The organism is Nocardia sp. NPDC050408 (genome assembly GCF_044458905.1).
Lineage (GTDB): Bacteria > Actinomycetota > Actinomycetes > Mycobacteriales > Mycobacteriaceae > Nocardia.
In genome coordinates this window covers 1-16392 of sequence record NZ_JBITIL010000027.1, presented here as the reverse complement: position 1 = coordinate 16392, position 16392 = coordinate 1, and the positions used below count along the sequence as shown (strand labels likewise).

At 64.0% G+C, this 16392-nt stretch carries 19 protein-coding genes and 1 pseudogene; 5 read left to right on the top strand and 15 right to left on the bottom strand.

Annotated features, from left to right (window positions below):
• Positions 1-59: 59 nt before the first annotated feature.
• The 4 genes from ACIBJI_RS39075 (at position 60) to ACIBJI_RS39060 (ending at position 2752) form a co-directional block, all read left to right on the top strand.
• Entirely contained in the window at positions 60-1079 is a 1020-nt protein-coding gene (locus ACIBJI_RS39075; protein WP_397088079.1) for a helix-turn-helix domain-containing protein, read from the top strand.
• Entirely contained in the window at positions 1069-1278 is a 210-nt protein-coding gene (locus tag ACIBJI_RS39070) for a DUF397 domain-containing protein (RefSeq protein ID WP_397088077.1), read from the top strand. Before ACIBJI_RS39075 ends, ACIBJI_RS39070 begins: the two co-directional genes overlap by 11 nt.
• A 32-nt stretch (positions 1279-1310) precedes the next feature.
• Entirely contained in the window at positions 1311-1520 is a 210-nt protein-coding gene (locus tag ACIBJI_RS39065) for a DUF397 domain-containing protein (protein WP_396960200.1), read from the top strand.
• A gap of 272 nt (positions 1521-1792) precedes the next feature.
• Entirely contained in the window at positions 1793-2752 is a 960-nt protein-coding gene (locus ACIBJI_RS39060) for a hypothetical protein (RefSeq protein WP_364356721.1), read from the top strand.
• A 241-nt stretch (positions 2753-2993) separates the two neighbouring features.
• Here the strand turns inward: ACIBJI_RS39060 and ACIBJI_RS39055 are convergent, their stop codons facing one another.
• From ACIBJI_RS39055 to ACIBJI_RS38985, 15 genes are all read right to left on the bottom strand, one after another.
• Positions 2994-3380 (bottom strand): hypothetical protein, encoded by a 387-nt coding sequence (locus ACIBJI_RS39055; RefSeq protein ID WP_364356718.1) that lies wholly within the window; start codon positions 3378-3380, stop codon positions 2994-2996.
• Positions 3377-4552: a PLP-dependent aminotransferase family protein gene (locus ACIBJI_RS39050; protein WP_364356715.1), complete on the bottom strand. Its 1176-nt coding sequence runs from the start codon at positions 4550-4552 to the stop codon at positions 3377-3379. The genes ACIBJI_RS39055 and ACIBJI_RS39050 overlap by 4 nt, the downstream gene beginning before the upstream one ends.
• A complete protein-coding gene (locus ACIBJI_RS39045) occupies positions 4549-4713 on the bottom strand; it encodes a hypothetical protein (RefSeq protein ID WP_364356712.1) in 165 nt (54 codons plus the stop codon). Before ACIBJI_RS39045 ends, ACIBJI_RS39050 begins: the two co-directional genes overlap by 4 nt.
• Positions 4710-5162: a cupin domain-containing protein gene (locus ACIBJI_RS39040; protein WP_364356709.1), complete on the bottom strand. Its 453-nt coding sequence runs from the start codon at positions 5160-5162 to the stop codon at positions 4710-4712. The genes ACIBJI_RS39045 and ACIBJI_RS39040 overlap by 4 nt, the downstream gene beginning before the upstream one ends.
• Before the next feature lie 47 nt (positions 5163-5209).
• On the bottom strand, positions 5210-5464 hold the full coding sequence (locus ACIBJI_RS39035; protein ID WP_364356706.1) for a tail fiber domain-containing protein: 255 nt from the start codon (positions 5462-5464) through the stop codon (positions 5210-5212).
• Between the two features lie 92 nt (positions 5465-5556).
• Positions 5557-5727, bottom strand: coding sequence for a hypothetical protein (locus tag ACIBJI_RS39030; protein WP_397088073.1), 171 nt, complete (start codon positions 5725-5727; stop codon positions 5557-5559).
• Between the two features lie 68 nt (positions 5728-5795).
• Complete coding sequence (locus ACIBJI_RS39025) at positions 5796-6497, bottom strand: class I SAM-dependent methyltransferase (RefSeq protein ID WP_397088087.1); 702 nt, start codon at positions 6495-6497, stop codon at positions 5796-5798.
• Positions 6498-7293: 796 nt separating this feature from the next.
• Positions 7294-9864 carry a hypothetical protein gene (locus tag ACIBJI_RS39020; protein WP_397088071.1) on the bottom strand — a complete coding sequence of 857 codons (2571 nt, stop codon included), beginning with the start codon at positions 9862-9864 and terminating at the stop codon, positions 7294-7296.
• A 7-nt stretch (positions 9865-9871) separates the two neighbouring features.
• Positions 9872-10183 (bottom strand): hypothetical protein, encoded by a 312-nt coding sequence (locus tag ACIBJI_RS39015; protein WP_364356697.1) that lies wholly within the window; start codon positions 10181-10183, stop codon positions 9872-9874.
• A gap of 28 nt (positions 10184-10211) precedes the next feature.
• On the bottom strand, positions 10212-10565 hold the full coding sequence (locus ACIBJI_RS39010; protein WP_364356694.1) for a hypothetical protein: 354 nt from the start codon (positions 10563-10565) through the stop codon (positions 10212-10214).
• 9 nt (positions 10566-10574) lie between these two features.
• Positions 10575-11309 (bottom strand): hypothetical protein, encoded by a 735-nt coding sequence (locus ACIBJI_RS39005; protein ID WP_397088069.1) that lies wholly within the window; start codon positions 11307-11309, stop codon positions 10575-10577.
• Positions 11306-11650 (bottom strand): YbaB/EbfC family nucleoid-associated protein, encoded by a 345-nt coding sequence (locus tag ACIBJI_RS39000; protein ID WP_397088067.1) that lies wholly within the window; start codon positions 11648-11650, stop codon positions 11306-11308. The genes ACIBJI_RS39005 and ACIBJI_RS39000 overlap by 4 nt, the downstream gene beginning before the upstream one ends.
• Positions 11647-13146, bottom strand: coding sequence for a PE domain-containing protein (locus ACIBJI_RS38995; RefSeq protein ID WP_397088065.1), 1500 nt, complete (start codon positions 13144-13146; stop codon positions 11647-11649). The genes ACIBJI_RS39000 and ACIBJI_RS38995 overlap by 4 nt, the downstream gene beginning before the upstream one ends.
• Before the next feature lie 28 nt (positions 13147-13174).
• Complete coding sequence (locus ACIBJI_RS38990; protein WP_397088063.1) at positions 13175-14899, bottom strand: hypothetical protein; 1725 nt, start codon at positions 14897-14899, stop codon at positions 13175-13177.
• Positions 14896-15501: a hypothetical protein gene (locus ACIBJI_RS38985; RefSeq protein WP_364356679.1), complete on the bottom strand. Its 606-nt coding sequence runs from the start codon at positions 15499-15501 to the stop codon at positions 14896-14898. Before ACIBJI_RS38985 ends, ACIBJI_RS38990 begins: the two co-directional genes overlap by 4 nt.
• 436 nt (positions 15502-15937) lie before the next feature.
• Here ACIBJI_RS38985 and ACIBJI_RS38980 point away from each other — a divergent pair.
• Positions 15938-16392, top strand: a pseudogene (locus tag ACIBJI_RS38980) (hypothetical protein); the annotation flags it as partial.

Sequence of the window (16392 nt, the reverse complement as noted above, 5' to 3'; positions counted from 1 at the left end):
GGTCAATGGTGGCGGTAGACCCGTGGGATCGGCCGACCGCCTCGACTAGGACACACCCCGTGCGGGCGTCTTGGAAGGCGGAAACGGGAACCCCTGTCAATCGGCGAAAAAGCCCAGCGCAAAGCCGAAGTTTGTGGGAAGGTCTTCCCGATTCTGGAGCACATGCCGGCTCGAAATATGGGGGTAATTCATTGGTGGACAGCGATAGCAGCATCACTCGTCGTCAGCTCGGGCGATTGCTGCGCGAAGCACGTGACGCGATCGGATTGACGCTGGAGGATGCCGCACGGCTGATGGAGTGGAGTAAGAGCACCCTTCAGCGGTACGAGAAGGGGCAGAACCAGAAGATCCGGATGCGTGAGCTCGATGGGATGATCGATATCTATCGCATCGATCCCGAACGCGCGGAAGGGCTTCGGGGGTTGGCGAAGCAGGCGGCGGAGAAGTCGTGGTGGCATGAGTTCGGAGATCTGATTCCGGAGAACTTCAGTGTCTTCATGGGGTTGGAGTCCGCTGCCGAGACGTTGACGACCTATCAACCGGATCTTGTTCCGGGACTGCTGCAAACGGCTGATTATGCGCGGATCATGGCGCGTATCGCCAGCCCTGGCGATACTGACGAGGAGCGCGAGCGACGCGTCGAGATGAAACTGCGGCGGCAGAATCTCATCACTCGCAAAACGAGACCCGCCAAGATCAACGTGATCCTCGGCGAGACGGTGTTGCGCCGCGTGATCGGCGGTCCCTCGGTCATGGCCGCCCAGCTAAAACACTTGGCAGACGCCAGCACGATGCCTAACGTCAGTATCCGAATACTGCCGTTCTCCTCGGGAATGCCGACCGGTGAACTGATCGGAACCTTCGTGATCCTGGAGTTCCCAGTCGACAGCCGAGGCGAGCCGATCGAACCCACTATCGTCTACGCCGAGAATTACACGGGCGATATGTATTCGGAGAAGGTCGGTATCGTGCAGCGGTACAGGCATGCGTACCAACGCATCGAGTGCGCGGCGTTGGATGAGGTCAGCAGCAGAGCACTGCTGCGGAAGATGGCAAGGGAGTACCAGCATGAACATTGACCTGTCCGGAGCCCGGTGGTTCAAGAGCAGCCGCAGCGGCGGGACCAAAGACTGTGTGGAGGTCGCCTTCCTCGACACCGGCATCATCGGCGTCCGCGACTCCAAAAACCCAACCGGCCCAGCCCTGACCTTCACCCCGACCGAATGGGACACCTTCACCGCACGCGTGCAAGACGGAGAATTCAACGGCAACGCCTGACCACCTATGCCCGAACGGCAAGGAGTACCAGCGTGAATACTGATCTGTCCGAAGCCAATTGGTTCAAAAGCAGCCGCAGTGGAGCGTCCAAAGACTGTGTGGAGGTCGCCTTCCTCGACACCGGCATCATCGGCATCCGCGACTCCAAAAACCCAACCGGCCCAGCCCTGACCTTCACCCCGACCGAATGGGACACCTTCACCGCAGAGGTCCAAGCGGGAGCCTTCAACCACCCCGCCTGACCACCCAACATCGAAGCGCCCTCACTCCGAACCCCTTCCGGAGTGAGGCCGCCCAGCACAAACGCACCCGAAACCAGCTTCCCCACCTCCCCCGCGCGAACCAACTTCCCGCCCTGCGCACCTTTTCGCCCGCCGCGCACGTTTTCACCGGGCAAATTCGTGCGTGGCGGGCGAAAAGGTGCGCGAGACAAAGTTATCCACAGGGGGCGGTTGTCCACAGGTGGGCGGGTTCGGCGAGGGTGTCGAGGTGGGGTGGGGTGCAGGATGGGCGAATGGAGTTCGGGGCGATCCAGCGGCGGGATGTGTTGGCGGACGGGGGTAGCGACAGTGAGTTGCGACGCAAAATCGCGCGTGAGGGGTGGGCTCGGGTGCGGCCGGGATGCTATCTACCGCCGGATGCATACGAATCGATGGATCGGCCGACTCGATACTTGTTGCTGATCGAGGCCACGGCGCGACGGTTGTCGTCATCGGGGGCGATCAGCCACCAGTCCTCGGCCGCTCTTCACGAACTCCCGTTGTGGGACGTGCCGTTGGATCGGGTCCACGTGACCCGTCGGCAGGGCAGCGGTCATCGAGGCAGGCACTTACACGTGCACTGTGCCCCCTTCCGGGACGAGGACGTCACCACGATCGCATCGCTGCAGGTTCTCGTACCTGACCGGACCGTTGTCGATTTGGCCCGAACACTCGAATTGGAGCAGGCGGTTGTGCTCGGCGATGCCGCGATGCATCGGTTCTCGATCACTCGTGCTTCACTGCGCCGGTCGATCGCCTATGCCGAAGGACGACCGGGGTATCGTGCCGCCCTGCGCACGATCGAAGTGCTCGACGGCCGTAGCGAAAGCGTCGGCGAATCGCGCAGTCGGGTACTCATGGCCCGACTCGGCCTGCCGAAGCCCGAACTGCAGACCGTGATCCTCGACGAGGTCGGCCAGTTCGTTGGACGCACCGACTTCTGTTGGCCGGAACTCGGTGTCATCGGCGAATTCGACGGCAAAGTAAAATACGACAACTATCTGGGACCGCACCGAAGTGCCGCAGATGCGGTCTACCGCGAGAAGCTGCGCGAAGACCGCCTCCGAGACCTCGGCTGGGAAGTCATCCGCTGGACCTGGCCCGACCTCACCACCCCCGACCTCCTCGGCTCCCGCTTCCACCGCGCCCAAACCCGCACCACCCACCGCCCCCACCCTCTCGGCTCAATCCTCCGCACCCCACCCCCCAACTAGCGCTCCGACGATGACGCGCACGAATTTGCCCGCCACGCACACAATTCCAGGCAATTTCATGCGCGGCGCGCAAAAACATGCGCGGCTCGAGGAGCCTAGCCCCGGCGTACGGGTGGCTCGCGTGCGGAGACGAAGGGAGTTCGCCATGGGCGCCGGCGGCCTCGGCCTCGGCTGCCATGGCGTCGGGAAGGCTGATCGTAGTCCGCTCCAGCCACTGGTCACCCAAGAGGATGCGGAGGTTTCATGCGATTTCCGATGCCGCCGGATAGGCGAAACGGCGGCCGGTGAGGGTGGCGGGGAGCGGACCGCGGCGTGGGGTGCCGGATAAGTCGTAGAAGGTTGCGCTGGCTGAGCCGGTGAACTCGTCACCGTCCACGGTCAGGTCGAACCGCACGATTCCCTTCTGCACCGACGAGGGGTCCGCGCGGTCGACGGTGAATTCGAGGAACGCACCCGAGACCGTTGCACCCTCGGCCTTCCAGGTGCCCATCCCATTGCTGTCACTGGTGGCGCGATTGCCGTGATCCGGATTCGATTGCGCCATGGTGCCATCCGCGTGGAAGGTCATGACGTGGTAGCGAAACGGTGCGCCGTCGGCCACCACCTCCCAGACGCCGACGATGCTCATTCGCACAGTCCGGCGAGCAGTTCGATGCCCGGTTCGATCCGATGTTCGGGCACGGTGGCGAAGCTCAGCCGGATCGCGTTGCGGGGTGCGTCGGGGGCCGCGAAGAACGCGGATCCGGGCAGGAATGCGACTCCCCTGTTCAGCGCTGGGACAACCAACATGTCGGCGTCGAAATCCGCTGGGCCCTCGACCCATACGAACATTCCGCCATCGGGTTCGGTCCAACTGAATCCGGGCGGAAAGTACTTTCCCAATGCGGTCACTACCGTATTCAATTTGGCCGCATAAGATTTCACGAGCAGGCTCAGATGCTCGGATCCCACTGGTGTGCCGAGGAATTCGGCGGCGATCGCCTGGTTGAAGGCGGAGGTCTGCATATCGATGCCCTGTTTCAGGGCCAGTACGGGCTCGAGCAGGTCATCCGGCAGCACCGTAATGCCGATCCGCAATGCCGGGGCAAGAGTTTTCGACAGTGAGGTGATGTAGGCGGTGCGGTCCGGCGCGAAGGACCACAGCGGCGGCAATGGCTCACCGCAATACCGCAGGTCGGTGTACACATCGTCTTCCACGACCAATGCGTCGTGCCGGGTGATCACCTCGGCGACCTGCGTACGCCGTGCCGTGGACATGGTCCGTCCCGTCGGGTTCTGGAAAGTCGGCAAGAGATATACGAACGCCGGATCATGTTGTGCCAGTGCGCTATCCAATGCTTCCGGCAGAATGCCGTCCGCATCGGAGGCAACCTCGACCACCAGCGCGCCGTGGCTGCGGAACACCTTCACGGCAGGACCGTAGGTCGGGGTCTCCACGAGCACCACCGCACCGGGATTCAACAGCGCCATGCAGATGTTGTGCAATGCCCCTGATCCGCCCGTTGCGATATGCACCCGTTCAGGTGAACATCCGATTCCTCTGCCGGACAACAGTATTCGCGCCTGCTCCAGCAACGGCGGGAAACCCTGGGTGAGTCCGTACTGCAACACGGTATTCCCGTACTTCGCGATCGCGGCCCCAGCTAAGGACGACACCAGCTCACCCGGCAGCAGTGCCGGGTCCGGTGCACCGACCGCGAACGAGATCACATCCGGTCGCCGCGCCAATGTCGCGAACGCGTCGTCGATCGGCCCGCTGCGCATGGCCGCTTCCCGGCCGAACGCGACACCCGTGCTCACGCCTCCACCTCGCTGGCGCTCGGCTCCGGCCCGAGCACGCTCGTGGCTGTGTTGATTGTTCGCTCGCTGCGCTCACTCATAGCCTCCACCTCGCTGGCGCTCGGCTCCGGCCCGAGCACGCTCGTGGCTGTGTTGATTGTTCGCTCGCTGCGCTCACTCATACCCGAGCCAGCTCCTGCCGCAGGCGCGCGGCGATCTCGACTGCCGCGGCGTCGAATTCCGGCGTCAGCACGAGATCGTCGCTGAACAGCGGATCGGTGCGCACATCCACCGCCACCAAACCGTCGGTGTCGCTGAGATTCACCGCCACATGCACTACCCCCTCCGGGATGTACAGGAATTCGCCCGGTCCGTGCACGTACGGCTCCAATTCCGGACCGATCAGGGTTACCGCCCGTCCGGTCACGCAGAACACGATGGTTTCACTGCGCTCGTGCAGATGCGCCCGCGCCACCTTCCCCGGCGCCATATTCACCATCGCCGCCGAAATCCCTTCGGCACCACAGGTATCCCTGGTTATGCAGGGCAGCAGATGCTGCTCCTGCGGTCCGACCACTTCCGCGACGTCGGCTGCGGCAACCACTCGCACGGCCTTGGCAATCTTTCCCATTCAGCAATCCCAGACATCATTGTATTGGACAGGGTAAATACTCGATTTCACGACTTCGCACGCAACTGGTCGAGCTCCGCGCGGAGTTCGGCGATCTCGTTGTGCAGAGCCTGAATACAAACCAGCGCGACACCGCTGGCATCGACGTTGTAGATCCTCTTATCGCTGTCCCCGAAACCGAAGGCAGCACGAAAGTCCTGCGCCATCGGACCCAGGTGTCGAACATCCGGCGATTCCCATTCGTAGCGCCAAGTGCTGATCGGCAACCGCACGACTTCGGCGAGGATTTCGTAGCCATTCACGGCTCGCTCATGTCCCGGTCCATCCGCTGGTCCGGACGGGATCTGCGGGGCCGGCGCCCGATGGCGCCGACCCCAAGGTAGACCGAACACGTTCAGCGATCCCACACCACCGCGACGCGGTCACGCTTTATCGCTTGATCGCTTTCGATGGTCGCGCTGGCGACGCCTGCCGCTACCGTGGCCAGGCCGGTGCTGGTGGCAGCCACAATTGCGATTCGTGCCAGCACAGCCGCGTGCGTGGTCATCGCGCTGATCTTCTTCATCCGATGTTTCCTTTCTCTCGAGGTCCCAGCCTTCGGCTGCGGATCCACGTATCTGTGCTCGCTCGCGTCTATTCGGGCACTCGCCGGAACACGAACCGGAGCAGAACCAGGTGCTCGTTGTCGAATTGGCCAGCGGACACGTCGAGGTACCGCTCGTAGGTGTGCACGGACCTTTCGCCGACGACTTCGATCGCCTTATCGCGATTCGCCCGAAGACGTTCGAGCCATTCCCGGCAGGTCTTGGCGTAGTCTTCCCTGCCGTTGGTTACCGAGCGCACCCCGAACAGCTTCTCGGCCGCATGCGCCACCTCGGCGAACCTGGGCATATCGGATTCCGGGAAGATCTCCGCCCAGAGGAAGGCATTATCGGCGACGACGGCCTGGTCGATCGGCCGGTTGCCCTTGGCGATCGTCTGCACGACAAGTCGGCCACCCGGCTTCAGAATTTTGTAGCAGTGCTCGAAGAATCGCCGATACGCCGCGACCTTCTCCTGTCGCGACGACCCGAATCGAATAAAGTGCTCCATCGCACCGACGCAGAAAATAGCGTCGTCCGGCTGATGGTCGACCCAACTCTCGAGTCGAACGTCGATGCGGTCATCCGCTCGGCCCTTGATGTAGTCGTATTGCTGACTGCTCGAGGTGATTCCGGTAGCGTGCGAGACTGCGAACCGGTCCAGGGCCGCGCGCATCAGACCGCCTCGACCGCAACCGATATCGAGTATGCGCTGCGATTCGCGCGCCGCGCCCGATTCCAGCACGTAATCGATCTTGCGCAGGCCTGGCGAGAGGCCCGTTCGAAACGAGCTCGAATATCCGCGGCGCTTTCGGCTCGACGGCCCGAGGCGAGAACCGCGGCGACTCCAGGTAACGGCGATGCGGATCTGGTATCAGTGTCCATTTACTGCTCCAAAAAGTACGCAGGATCATCGCTCGTATGGAAAGAATTCAGAGATCCTGGGTTTTGAAGGTGTCTCCGGAGACGGACGTTACGCATGTGGCGAAGGCGCCTCCACCGGAGGAGGAAACATTAACGCAGATCTCACAATGTGTTAAATATTGTTACTTAACAGTTATCTTAAGAATTTCTAAAGTTGCGCCGATACGACTTTTCCACTTTTCCGATATGAAATGACGCCACCGAGGACAGCAGCATAAGCCCACTCCCCCGACCGCGCCGAATTGCGGACATGGCAACATAACCGCATGTCAACCGCACAAGGGCGGGCGTCGAATCGCCACCACGCGTATCTCACTGCGGAAACCGGAGACAATTACGCGTGATACCGCACCAAATATTTGCGCAGTCGCTCATTGCGCGCGGCGTGCGTAGATCGGCACTGCGTGTAGCTGATCTGATCAACAGTTGCTGAAGTCGATAACCTCCAAGCATTCGATAGCAGATATTTATCGCAGGCTCTCGAAGAGAGGTCCGCAGCCGAGCTGGTCCGCGAGCGCTGCGCTCGACCGACCCCTCGGCATCTCGAACGCTATGACAACCACATACCCAGAACATCCGCCGTGCCCGGCGGAAATATCCGCACTACGGCGCCGTGACGCTGGGATTCACCTCGTCGGAGGTGCGGTGACCGACGCGCGGCGCGGCGCGGGCGGCGGTGTCTGGGCGGACATTTGCGTGAAAGCCGGGTGGTCGACGAGTTGTCCGTGCGCGTAGATCGCATCGCGCAAGCGCTGCCGGGTCGGTTCCTCCGCCAACAGCAGCACCAATTCGTCACAGCGCCGTTCGAACAGCATCGACCGCAGTACCGACGCATCCGAAGCGGAGCGGCCAGCGGCGGTTTCCGATCGTAGCTCCCCCAATGGAATTCGCGAAACATCCGCCTTCAGCGGCAACATGGACGCCACCAACAGATCATCGGCATCGCGCAGCTCTTCCCACCACTGTTCCGGAACCGGTTTGGCCTGCCGGAATGCCTGTAAGATCCGCTCGCGCACGGCAGCGGTGCCGAGCGCGGTCGCGGCATTCGGTCCCAGCCGTGCCGTGCGCGCATGCGCGTCGACGGCGAGTTCCACGCAGCGCCAACCGATCCGGTCGGTGGGCACCGATGCGGCCCGCTCCAGCAGTTGCGGCGCGCCGATCAGTTCCAGCCGGTCCACCAAACCTGCTGCCGGACTGGCGAAGTCCATCATCACCGCGGCGCCGACCGAAGCTGCCGTCGGCACATCGCCCATTTGTCTACTCAGCGCGTCCTCGATCGGTAGCGAGGATGCCAATGCGGTCAGCCGAGCCCCGGTTTTCTTACCCCAGGCCAATGCGAATTCCGCGAGTACCCGGGCCGGATCGGCGATCCCCTCCCAGGCTGTATCCGAGACCGACCATACCCACGGCGTCGATAATTCCCGAGGCAGGTACACCCGCGCCGGCATCCATCCCTGTCCCTCGTTCGAGGTGACGAACGCGCCGATACCGCCGGGATGTCGCATTACCGACACCGCCCAGGCCGTGCCGACCGTCGCGGACTCGGCCGCCGCGAGCAGGCTGCTCAGCAAGGTGCGTGCCAGTGCGAGATCGCCATCGACCCGTTCACCGACCATGAACGTCGGGGCCGCCGCCGCGATCATCGCGGCACCGACCGCATCGCGCAGATGGTCACTGCCGGAGGACTTTTCGGAGTCATCGGGGGTCGCATCCGACCCGACCGGAACCCCGGGTACCGGACGCGGTGGCGCGTTCCTGCCAGGCGGCACCGAAACACCCGGAGCCGAAACACCGGACGCCGCTGGTGGTCCCGGCGAAACCCGGGGCCCCGCACCGGAAATCCGCGAATCGCCTCCCTGGGGCGCTCGCGTATCTGCCCCCGGTGCCGACGGACTCGCCGCGGCACCTGTCGCAGCCGGTGGCGCGGTAGCGGGCGGTGCCGTAACCATCGGCGGCCCGACGACCGGCGGCGCTACCGGCCCCGCGAAGGCACCCGGCATGGTTGCGAACAAGCCACCCGGCGCCGAATCCAAGCGTTCCCCATCGGGGTTTACCCCAAGCGACTTATCCGTACCGGGCTTCGACCCCGTACCTATCACGTCATGGTCGGTGGAACCGCCCTCGGATGTCGAGAGAGTTTCCGCCGCAGCGGATGTCGAGCCGCTGTCACCGGAAGTCGTCGCCCCCGGCTGGGACGCGCCGGCGTCGGCCGCACCTGCGGATTCACCGATATGCTGTGGCCGGTAGCCGGAGTCGGGGGCCGCCCCGTAGCCGGGCGCACCTATGCCGGTCGACGATGCACTGGGCGCCTGCGCCTGCGGCTCGGTACCCGGCGGCGGTCCCATCGCTGGCTGCGTCACAATCGGGCTGTCCGTGCCGCCCGGCCCGCTCGGCACGCTCGGCACGCCGAGCTCACCACCGGGCAGCGGCGAGAACGGCCGCGGCAGCCCGAGTTGATCGAAGAGCCGATTCAGCGCGTCCAATGCCGGGATCCGAGGCACCCCAGGACCATCCGGCAATCGCCAGCCGTTGGGCCAGCCCGGAACGCCGGGCGGCCGCTGGTGTGGCGCCCCGGGATGCCGCGGCCCATGTCCCGCGTGCGGATCCGAATGTCCGCGATTTCCAGGCCCTCCGGAGGATCGACGTTGCCACGGCCCCGGCTGCCCCAATGCGGCCGCGATCGCCTCCAACTCCGGCAGGCCACCCGGTCCGATCAGGGTCAGCGCGTGCCTCGCCACCTCGTCGACCTCGGCCCGTGCCTGTCCGATGATCTCCTTGACCTTGGCCTGCTCCTCATCGACGGTCGAACCGTCGCCGTCTTCGTCGGAGACCTCATCGGGAACAGCGCGAATTTTGCGGTCGGCGTTATCGACGATGTCGAGAATGTGGGTGCGCGTACGGTCGACGATTCCGGCGATATGCCCGAAGGTGTCGGCGGTGGCCACCAGCGCATCGACGAAACCCCGCAAAGTTCCCTGCTGGGCGCGCAGATCGTCCTTGATCGGATCCAATCCGGCACTGGAGCGGACGCTGTCCTCAAAGGCTCGGCGGGCGCGGTCGGCCTCCTCAGGATCCAACGCCTCCGCGCCGTCACGCGAGACCGTCTCCAGCGCACGCCACTCGCGTGGCGAGATCTCCGGCCAGTTCGCGCCGACAATCGCCTTCCAATGCGGACTATTGCGCTCCTCCGGGTCCATCCGGGAATCAGATCGACTCGGTTACCTGAGTGCCGCCCGCGACGTCGGTGCCGCGGATGGCATGGTTGGTCTCGACGACATGTCTGTGCATCGAACCGGCATGGCTGTTCAGGTCATCGACCGCGTCCCCGAACCATTCGACGATCAGATCCCGCACCCTGACGGTACGGTGATCGAGCGCCGATGACGGACTGTGCTGCAACACGAAGGCATCGGTATTCGCACTGACCTGGCCGGTGTAAGAGGTCACGACCCCGACGTGGTGATTATGGGTTGCCGTCACGTCGTCCGGATCGTCCATATCCAGGATGTAGGTCATGGCAGGTCCTGTCTGAAGATTCCGGCTGTCAGGAAGTGGTGCCGAATTCGGCGATTTCGGTTGCCCGATAAGAGGATTCGGTGGGCAGGTCGAACGAATCGATGGTGTACGGGCGGGTGCCGTTGTGCTCCATCTCGGCCCGCAAGCCGACCCGCGACTTCAGATGCGCCAGCCGGGCGAGCCGGAGGATCTCGTTGGCCAGCCAGGTGTCCCCGCTGTCCCTGGCGTCGTCGGTGATATGCAACCCGACGACCTCGCCGTCGCGACCGCAGGCGACACCGACGGTGTGGTCCGGATTGAACACCTCATAGGTCAGACTGTGCCAGTCCGGCGCCGGGACCTCGTCGAGGTCGTCCGGGTCTAGATCATGGATTTCGGTCATCGGCTACTCCTAGGTGCGTGCGACGGTGCCGGGCGCGATCACGCGGTCCGGCGGCCCTGCGGCGGGTTTATCCGAAGTCGGCTCATCGGGTTCGGACAGCTGCTGCGCCAACGCATTCCACGCGGCATCGCCGATGGTCATGACCTGACTCAATTGCCAGAATCGGGCCCCGAGATACATTTCACCGGTGCCGTCCGGGGCGATGTCGAGATGATCCGGCCCATCCGCGGTCGGATTGAGGCTGATCGTGGTGGCCGGGGGGAACTGGTCGTCGACATTGATGATCGTCGCGCCGCCGCCTGGAATGAAACTCTGCCGGCACCGCTCACTGGCCGCCACCGCCAGATCGGAGCTGTTGGTGGTGAGCGTGACATCCGGATTCAGCAGCAACTGCAGCACCCAGGAACGAGCCGCTTGCTCCGGATTGTCAGCGTTGATCGAAATGGTCAGTGTCGCCGCCAGATCCACGACCAATACCGCCTCGGCGCTGGTCACGCCGACGACCACCAACCGCTTCGGTGAACCAGCTGGATACGGCAGATCGTCCGCGGCAAGGGCGACCACGTCCGAACCGACACCGACTCCGGTGACCGGATGCGCGTTCACGGTTCCGGTAGCTACATCGATCGCATACGCGCACAGCAGATCCGGGGTGCGATCGGCAACCCCGGCCAAACGGACCAGCCCCTCGCGGTGCAACCATCGAACGGTGTCGGCGACGGTTACGCCGTCGCCATCACTCATGACGCCTGCTCCGCGGTGACGGCGGCCGGTTCGGGATCCTCGGCCCACGGATCACGGTCCATGAGCTGCTCGTACTGACGTGCCGCGTCGGCGGTGCTCTCCCGGATGGCCGTGACGATCTCGGTGACCAGTTCATCGCTTTCGAACCGGTCGACGGTGCCCGGAGCGAGGTACAGCCCGACGAGTCGTCCCATGGCATCGACCTCGGGAATCACCGCGCCGCTCGGCGACGGCCGACGGGCCCGGATGCCGTCGATCTTCTCGCGCAGATCGGCGATCTTATGGCGCAGTTCGCGCGCGGCATCGAGAGCGGCCTGCACATCGGGGTGGATATCACTCATGCGGAACCTCCGGATTGGGACGCCTGATTGGGCTGGGACGGCGTCGGCGGTGTCACGGTCGGCGCGATCGTCGGCTTCTCGCCGATCACCTGTTCGGTATGCGGGGTGTCGTCGACGTACATCAGCCGATCCGGATGCCAGGCCACCACGCGATTGCGTTCGTTATTGCCGCCGCCCGCACCACCCATACCCGGCGACATCGGCATATACGGCATCATGCCCGAACCGGTGCCCGCGGCGCGCGCCGCACCGGCCGCCGAGGTCGACAACGGCTCGATCACCGAGGTTCGAGGCAGGCTCGAACTGTTCGCGGCACTGCCCGAGGAACTCACCATCGGCATCGGGCCGATGCTACTTACGGGCGAGATCGTGCTCGACGACGAATTCATCGCGCCGGTGATATCGGAAATCGGCATGGCCCCACCACCACCGGCCGAACCGCCACCGAGCGAACCGTAGTCGGTCGAGCCGTAGTCGCTGTAGCCGTAATCGTCGAGCCCGTCCGTCGTCGAGTCGGTGCTGTTCTGATTCAACAGACCGGAGGACATCAGCGAACTCATTACGGTCGGCAACATCTGGGCCAGACTGCTCAGCATCTGACTGCTGTCGCCCGAACCGCTCGAACTGCTCTCGCCCGAACCGGTTTTCGACGAACCGGCGTTTTCCGCGTTCTTGGAGCCGACGGTGGTGGCGTAACCGGTGATGGTCTCCGCCGAACGCGCGTTCTGCTCCTGGAACTTCGCCAGCGCGGCCTGGATGCCGAGCTCGTTCTTGGAGCGCATCGCCTTGAGCAGTTCCTTGCGGGCCGCGATGATCTCTTCGGGCGTCGGGTGTTTGGCCTTCGCCGTGGTGAAGGCGTTGCTGTAGGTGTCGATGCCCTCGACCAGCTTGCCCAGCCCGGTGCCGAGTTCGTCGAGCCAGCCACGATGTTTGGTCAACTCGGATGCCGCGGCCGAACCGACCGGAACCCAATGCTGCATCGTCTGGGTTGCCTCGTCCACGCCCGTCAGGGCGGCGGGATGGAAGCCGCCGAGGAAACCACGCACATCCGCCGACAGTTTGTTCGCCGGACCCGTTCCGAGACCGCCACGCAATTGGTTGGCGAAGGTCAGCGGATCAACGCTGGCACCGGCAGCGGGCATATTGAAAACCGGCGGTTGCCGCACATTCAGCGGCATCGGCTCCGCGACGGGATTGGCCAACACCTCGCCGCCACTGCCGTTAACTTTGCGCGCTCCCTCGTCGTCGGCGACGGTGTAATCCGCCGCCGCGGCACCCAGCTTCTGCGCGGTCTTGTGAATCTCGCTGAGCACACCCGACATACCGTTCAACAGATTTGCGGCGTGAGCATTGAGCTGCGGAACCGCCTCGGCCGATATCGGATCGCTGCCAGCCGGCAACACCCAGCCCGTGGGCAACGATTGTCCGGTGGCGTGCGCCAGCGCGGCGAGTTTCGCCGCCGCGGCGGCGAGCTCCGCCGGGTTGACGTCCACCATCACTGCCTCCTCTCACCCTGGCGCGTGCTCAGGCAGGCGCCCCGCCCGCAGCCGCGAGCATCGGCGCACCGGACTGGTCGCCCGTCGGGGCACCGCCGGGCACCCCGCCCGACTGATCGCCCGCTGCCGATGCCTCGATGCCGTGCGGGTGGACGAATCCGGAGAACTCTCCGAATTCCCCCGCACTGTCCGACAGCTGGTTCAAGTTGTCGGAGGTCAGCTCTTGCAGCTTTCCGCCGATAACGGCCTCCAGCGTGCCGCCGGAATCCGGGGTGCCGAACTTCACCACCACCGCCGAGCGGTCCTTCCAAACCGCGACATCGCCGGTCATCACCTCGTTCGGATCCTTGGAGTCGCCGATCTGCTTCTTGTCCGACCACTTCGCTGGTGTCTTTGCATAGGCCGCCTGCGCGTCGGTACCGCTCTGGTTGCCGAAGGCGGCGTCGAGCCCCTGCGCGGCCACCGCGGTGACCTTCTGAGTACGGCCGTCGGGGAAGGTGTAGTCCACCATGCCGTCGGCACCCGGAGTGTGGCCGGGCACCGTACCTGCGGGCTGACCGGGCTGCGAAGAGGAAGCGCCGGGAGGCGGTGTCGACCCCGCCGGGGCACCTGGTGCGGTTGTCGCCGCCGGCTGGGCCTGGGCCTGCGCCTGGGGCTGCGTGGCGACCGCGGGCTGCGCGGCCAGAGGTTGCTGCTGGACTTGGCCATTCTGGCCGTTCTGGTCGAGCATGCGGCGCATCATTTCCTGCTGCGCGAGCTGCTGCATCATCGGGCCGATCGAGTTCATCATGTCGCTCATACCGGAACCGAGGCCCGACCCCATCCCGGAATCAGGGGAGGCTGCCGAGACCGGGGAGGCGCTCGTCGGACTCGTGGGACTCGTGGAGCCCGGGTCCACCGACCCGACCGAGCCGGGCCCGGTGCCCGAGCCGTCCGCGCCGCCAGTGCCGGTTCCGGTCGAGGCGCCGTCGTTGATAGTGCCATCGGCACCGAGGTCGAGGGGCTTCCAGGTGTCGTCGGTTCCAGTGCCAGTGCCAGTGCCAGTTCCAGTGCCGACCGGCTGGGCCTGCGTTGGATCGTAAGGATTACCGGTCCCGGTCGGGTTACCGGGGCCCTGCTTCTTCAGGGCGTCTATCTCCTTCTGTTGCTTCTCCGAGATCGCCTTCTGTTCCTTGAGATCGTTGGTCAGGCCCTCGATCGTCTTGGCCTGATCAGTGATCTTTGTGGCGCTGGCGGACATTTTATCCGCAACATCTTTATAGATTTTCGTTCCAGCCTGCAGACCATCCGAAACATAGGACATGATGTAGTCATCCATGGTCATGCCATTATCTAGCGGCTTTGTGGCATATTCACTCATGAGGTTGATAAACTGGCTCATGTCACTCTGATATTGCAGGCGGTCTTCTTTCGTATCTTTCGCCGAGGCTTTCACGACCTCGTTGATCTCGGCCTGCATGGAGTTGTAAACACCCTTGAGCGCACTAGCCTTCTGCGTATAGTTGGTGACGGTCTGCGATCTCAGCTGACTCATGCTGACCTGGCCGACCTGAGCTACCGAACCCGGATCTGGCAGATCGGATGTCTTCCCGCTGCCCAGGGCATCCCAGTTGGTGATAATAAACTTCAGCAGCTGGTTATCCAAGAGCTTCTTGGTGGGTGGTGATATCTGGTAGCTCTTGTCGGAAGGGTAACCGGCGTCGGGATTATCATCCGGAACCCAGAGGATCGGCATTTCCGGAGTTTCCGTCATGCCGACACCGGCCACGTCTGCTGCGACTTACCTTCCGAGTTGTAATCCCCGATAATTGCTTTCCCGTCCTTGGCCCCGTAGTAATTGCCGTGTATATCCGCCCCCGCCGGACGAGCCGGAATTACCACAGATTTTTCTGGGCCACCACCGCCGTTCCCCGGCCACCAACCGGCCTCATCCAGACGACTTCCGACATAGGCGCCCGCGGCGCGGCCGGTCGCGCGCGAGCCCGCTACGCCGACAGCTTTGGCGCCCCTGCCGAACGCGGTGCGATTCTTGAGACCTGGTATCTTCGTCCATTTGAAAATATCTTGCTTATTCTTCGCAAGATAATCGATCCCTTTGCCGATCCCTCCCTTAGTGGCAAGCTTCTCCGCAATCGGACCGCCCACCTTCGCCAAGAGCCCCCCCGCAAGTTTCCCGCCCGGAATAGACGACATCGCCCAGGTCGTGGCGCCGGCTTGCAGCCCCTTGCTGAAACTGCCTTCCTCGACCCCGGTCCAGATGCCGTCGGTGAGACCGGCAAGGGGAGCACCCACGCCAGGCACTACAGAAACCGCGGTCACGACGATATCTTTCAAGTCCAAGCCGAGAAAGCTCATCTGTTCACCTACTCAGTACGGGGTCGATGGCAGCACCTGCGACCTGAACAACGACCTGGTAATCGGCCATCCCGACAGGATCGGTAATCCGGGCACGACTGACGGGGTCAGCACATATCGACATAGCCGCACCCACCTTCCGATCGTGCACTCCGTCCAAGAACGGGCCCTGACCTGCAAATTCAGTGTCGACAGACAGCACCACTCGGGCATCTCTCGACGAACTCATTGTCGAGGATTCCCAGCGTTGGGAACCATGGCGCAAAACGGCGCGGTCAGGATAATTCTGGGAAGACGCGCACGAGTTGCCGTGGCCACCAGGCATGCCGGCCTGGCCCGGTGACCGATGGGAGGAATGCCAGATGAGTCGCCGCTGCCTGGTACTCGAGGTCTCCGCGCTGCACGTCATCCGTATGCGTGCGTTGGGTGGTGGATTGTGACGAGTCCTTTGGTGGAGCCGGTTGTCGCCGATCCCGAGCTGGATCCGGAGGCGGATGCCGGAGCGGACGAAGGAGATTCGTCGGCGGAGTCGGCGACGCCATGGACGCGGTTGGGGCGTAGAGACGGCACACAATCGGGGCAGCCGAGTGTTACGGCGCCGGGCGCAAACGGACAGGGTTCATCGCCGGATCCGGGTGGTCAGAATGCGGTGCCGGGCCAGCCGCAGGCCGGTTCTGTTCAGCCCGGTCCAGGTAAGGGCGTGGCACCTCCAGCCGCTGGGGGTGCTGTCGCGCCGGGAGCGGTTGCGCCGGGGGCTGCGGGGCCGCAGGCTGGGTCGGCGCCGGGTGCTGCTGGTCAGGCGGCGCCTGCGCCTGCGGGTGCGGTGGCGCCGAATACGTCTCGGACCACGGATGATTCAGCCGCTGATCATGGTGGCGGGTTGTTGGATCC

Coding starts and splice junctions, on each gene's coding strand:
- ACIBJI_RS39070 (WP_397088077.1), top strand. CDS start 1,069: ATGAACATTGACCTGTCCGGAGCCCGGTGGTTCAAGAGCAGCCGCAGC.
- ACIBJI_RS39060 (WP_364356721.1), top strand. CDS start 1,793: ATGGAGTTCGGGGCGATCCAGCGGCGGGATGTGTTGGCGGACGGGGGT.
- ACIBJI_RS39055 (WP_364356718.1), bottom strand. CDS start 3,380: ATGAGCATCGTCGGCGTCTGGGAGGTGGTGGCCGACGGCGCACCGTTT.
- ACIBJI_RS39045 (WP_364356712.1), bottom strand. CDS start 4,713: ATGAGTGAGCGCAGCGAGCGAACAATCAACACAGCCACGAGCGTGCTC.
- ACIBJI_RS39040 (WP_364356709.1), bottom strand. CDS start 5,162: ATGGGAAAGATTGCCAAGGCCGTGCGAGTGGTTGCCGCAGCCGACGTC.
- ACIBJI_RS39030 (WP_397088073.1), bottom strand. CDS start 5,727: ATGAAGAAGATCAGCGCGATGACCACGCACGCGGCTGTGCTGGCACGA.
- ACIBJI_RS39020 (WP_397088071.1), bottom strand. CDS start 9,864: ATGGACCCGGAGGAGCGCAATAGTCCGCATTGGAAGGCGATTGTCGGC.
- ACIBJI_RS39015 (WP_364356697.1), bottom strand. CDS start 10,183: ATGACCTACATCCTGGATATGGACGATCCGGACGACGTGACGGCAACC.
- ACIBJI_RS39010 (WP_364356694.1), bottom strand. CDS start 10,565: ATGACCGAAATCCATGATCTAGACCCGGACGACCTCGACGAGGTCCCG.
- ACIBJI_RS39005 (WP_397088069.1), bottom strand. CDS start 11,309: ATGAGTGATGGCGACGGCGTAACCGTCGCCGACACCGTTCGATGGTTG.
- ACIBJI_RS39000 (WP_397088067.1), bottom strand. CDS start 11,650: ATGAGTGATATCCACCCCGATGTGCAGGCCGCTCTCGATGCCGCGCGC.
- ACIBJI_RS38995 (WP_397088065.1), bottom strand. CDS start 13,146: ATGGTGGACGTCAACCCGGCGGAGCTCGCCGCCGCGGCGGCGAAACTC.
- ACIBJI_RS38990 (WP_397088063.1), bottom strand. CDS start 14,899: ATGACGGAAACTCCGGAAATGCCGATCCTCTGGGTTCCGGATGATAAT.
- ACIBJI_RS38985 (WP_364356679.1), bottom strand. CDS start 15,501: ATGAGCTTTCTCGGCTTGGACTTGAAAGATATCGTCGTGACCGCGGTT.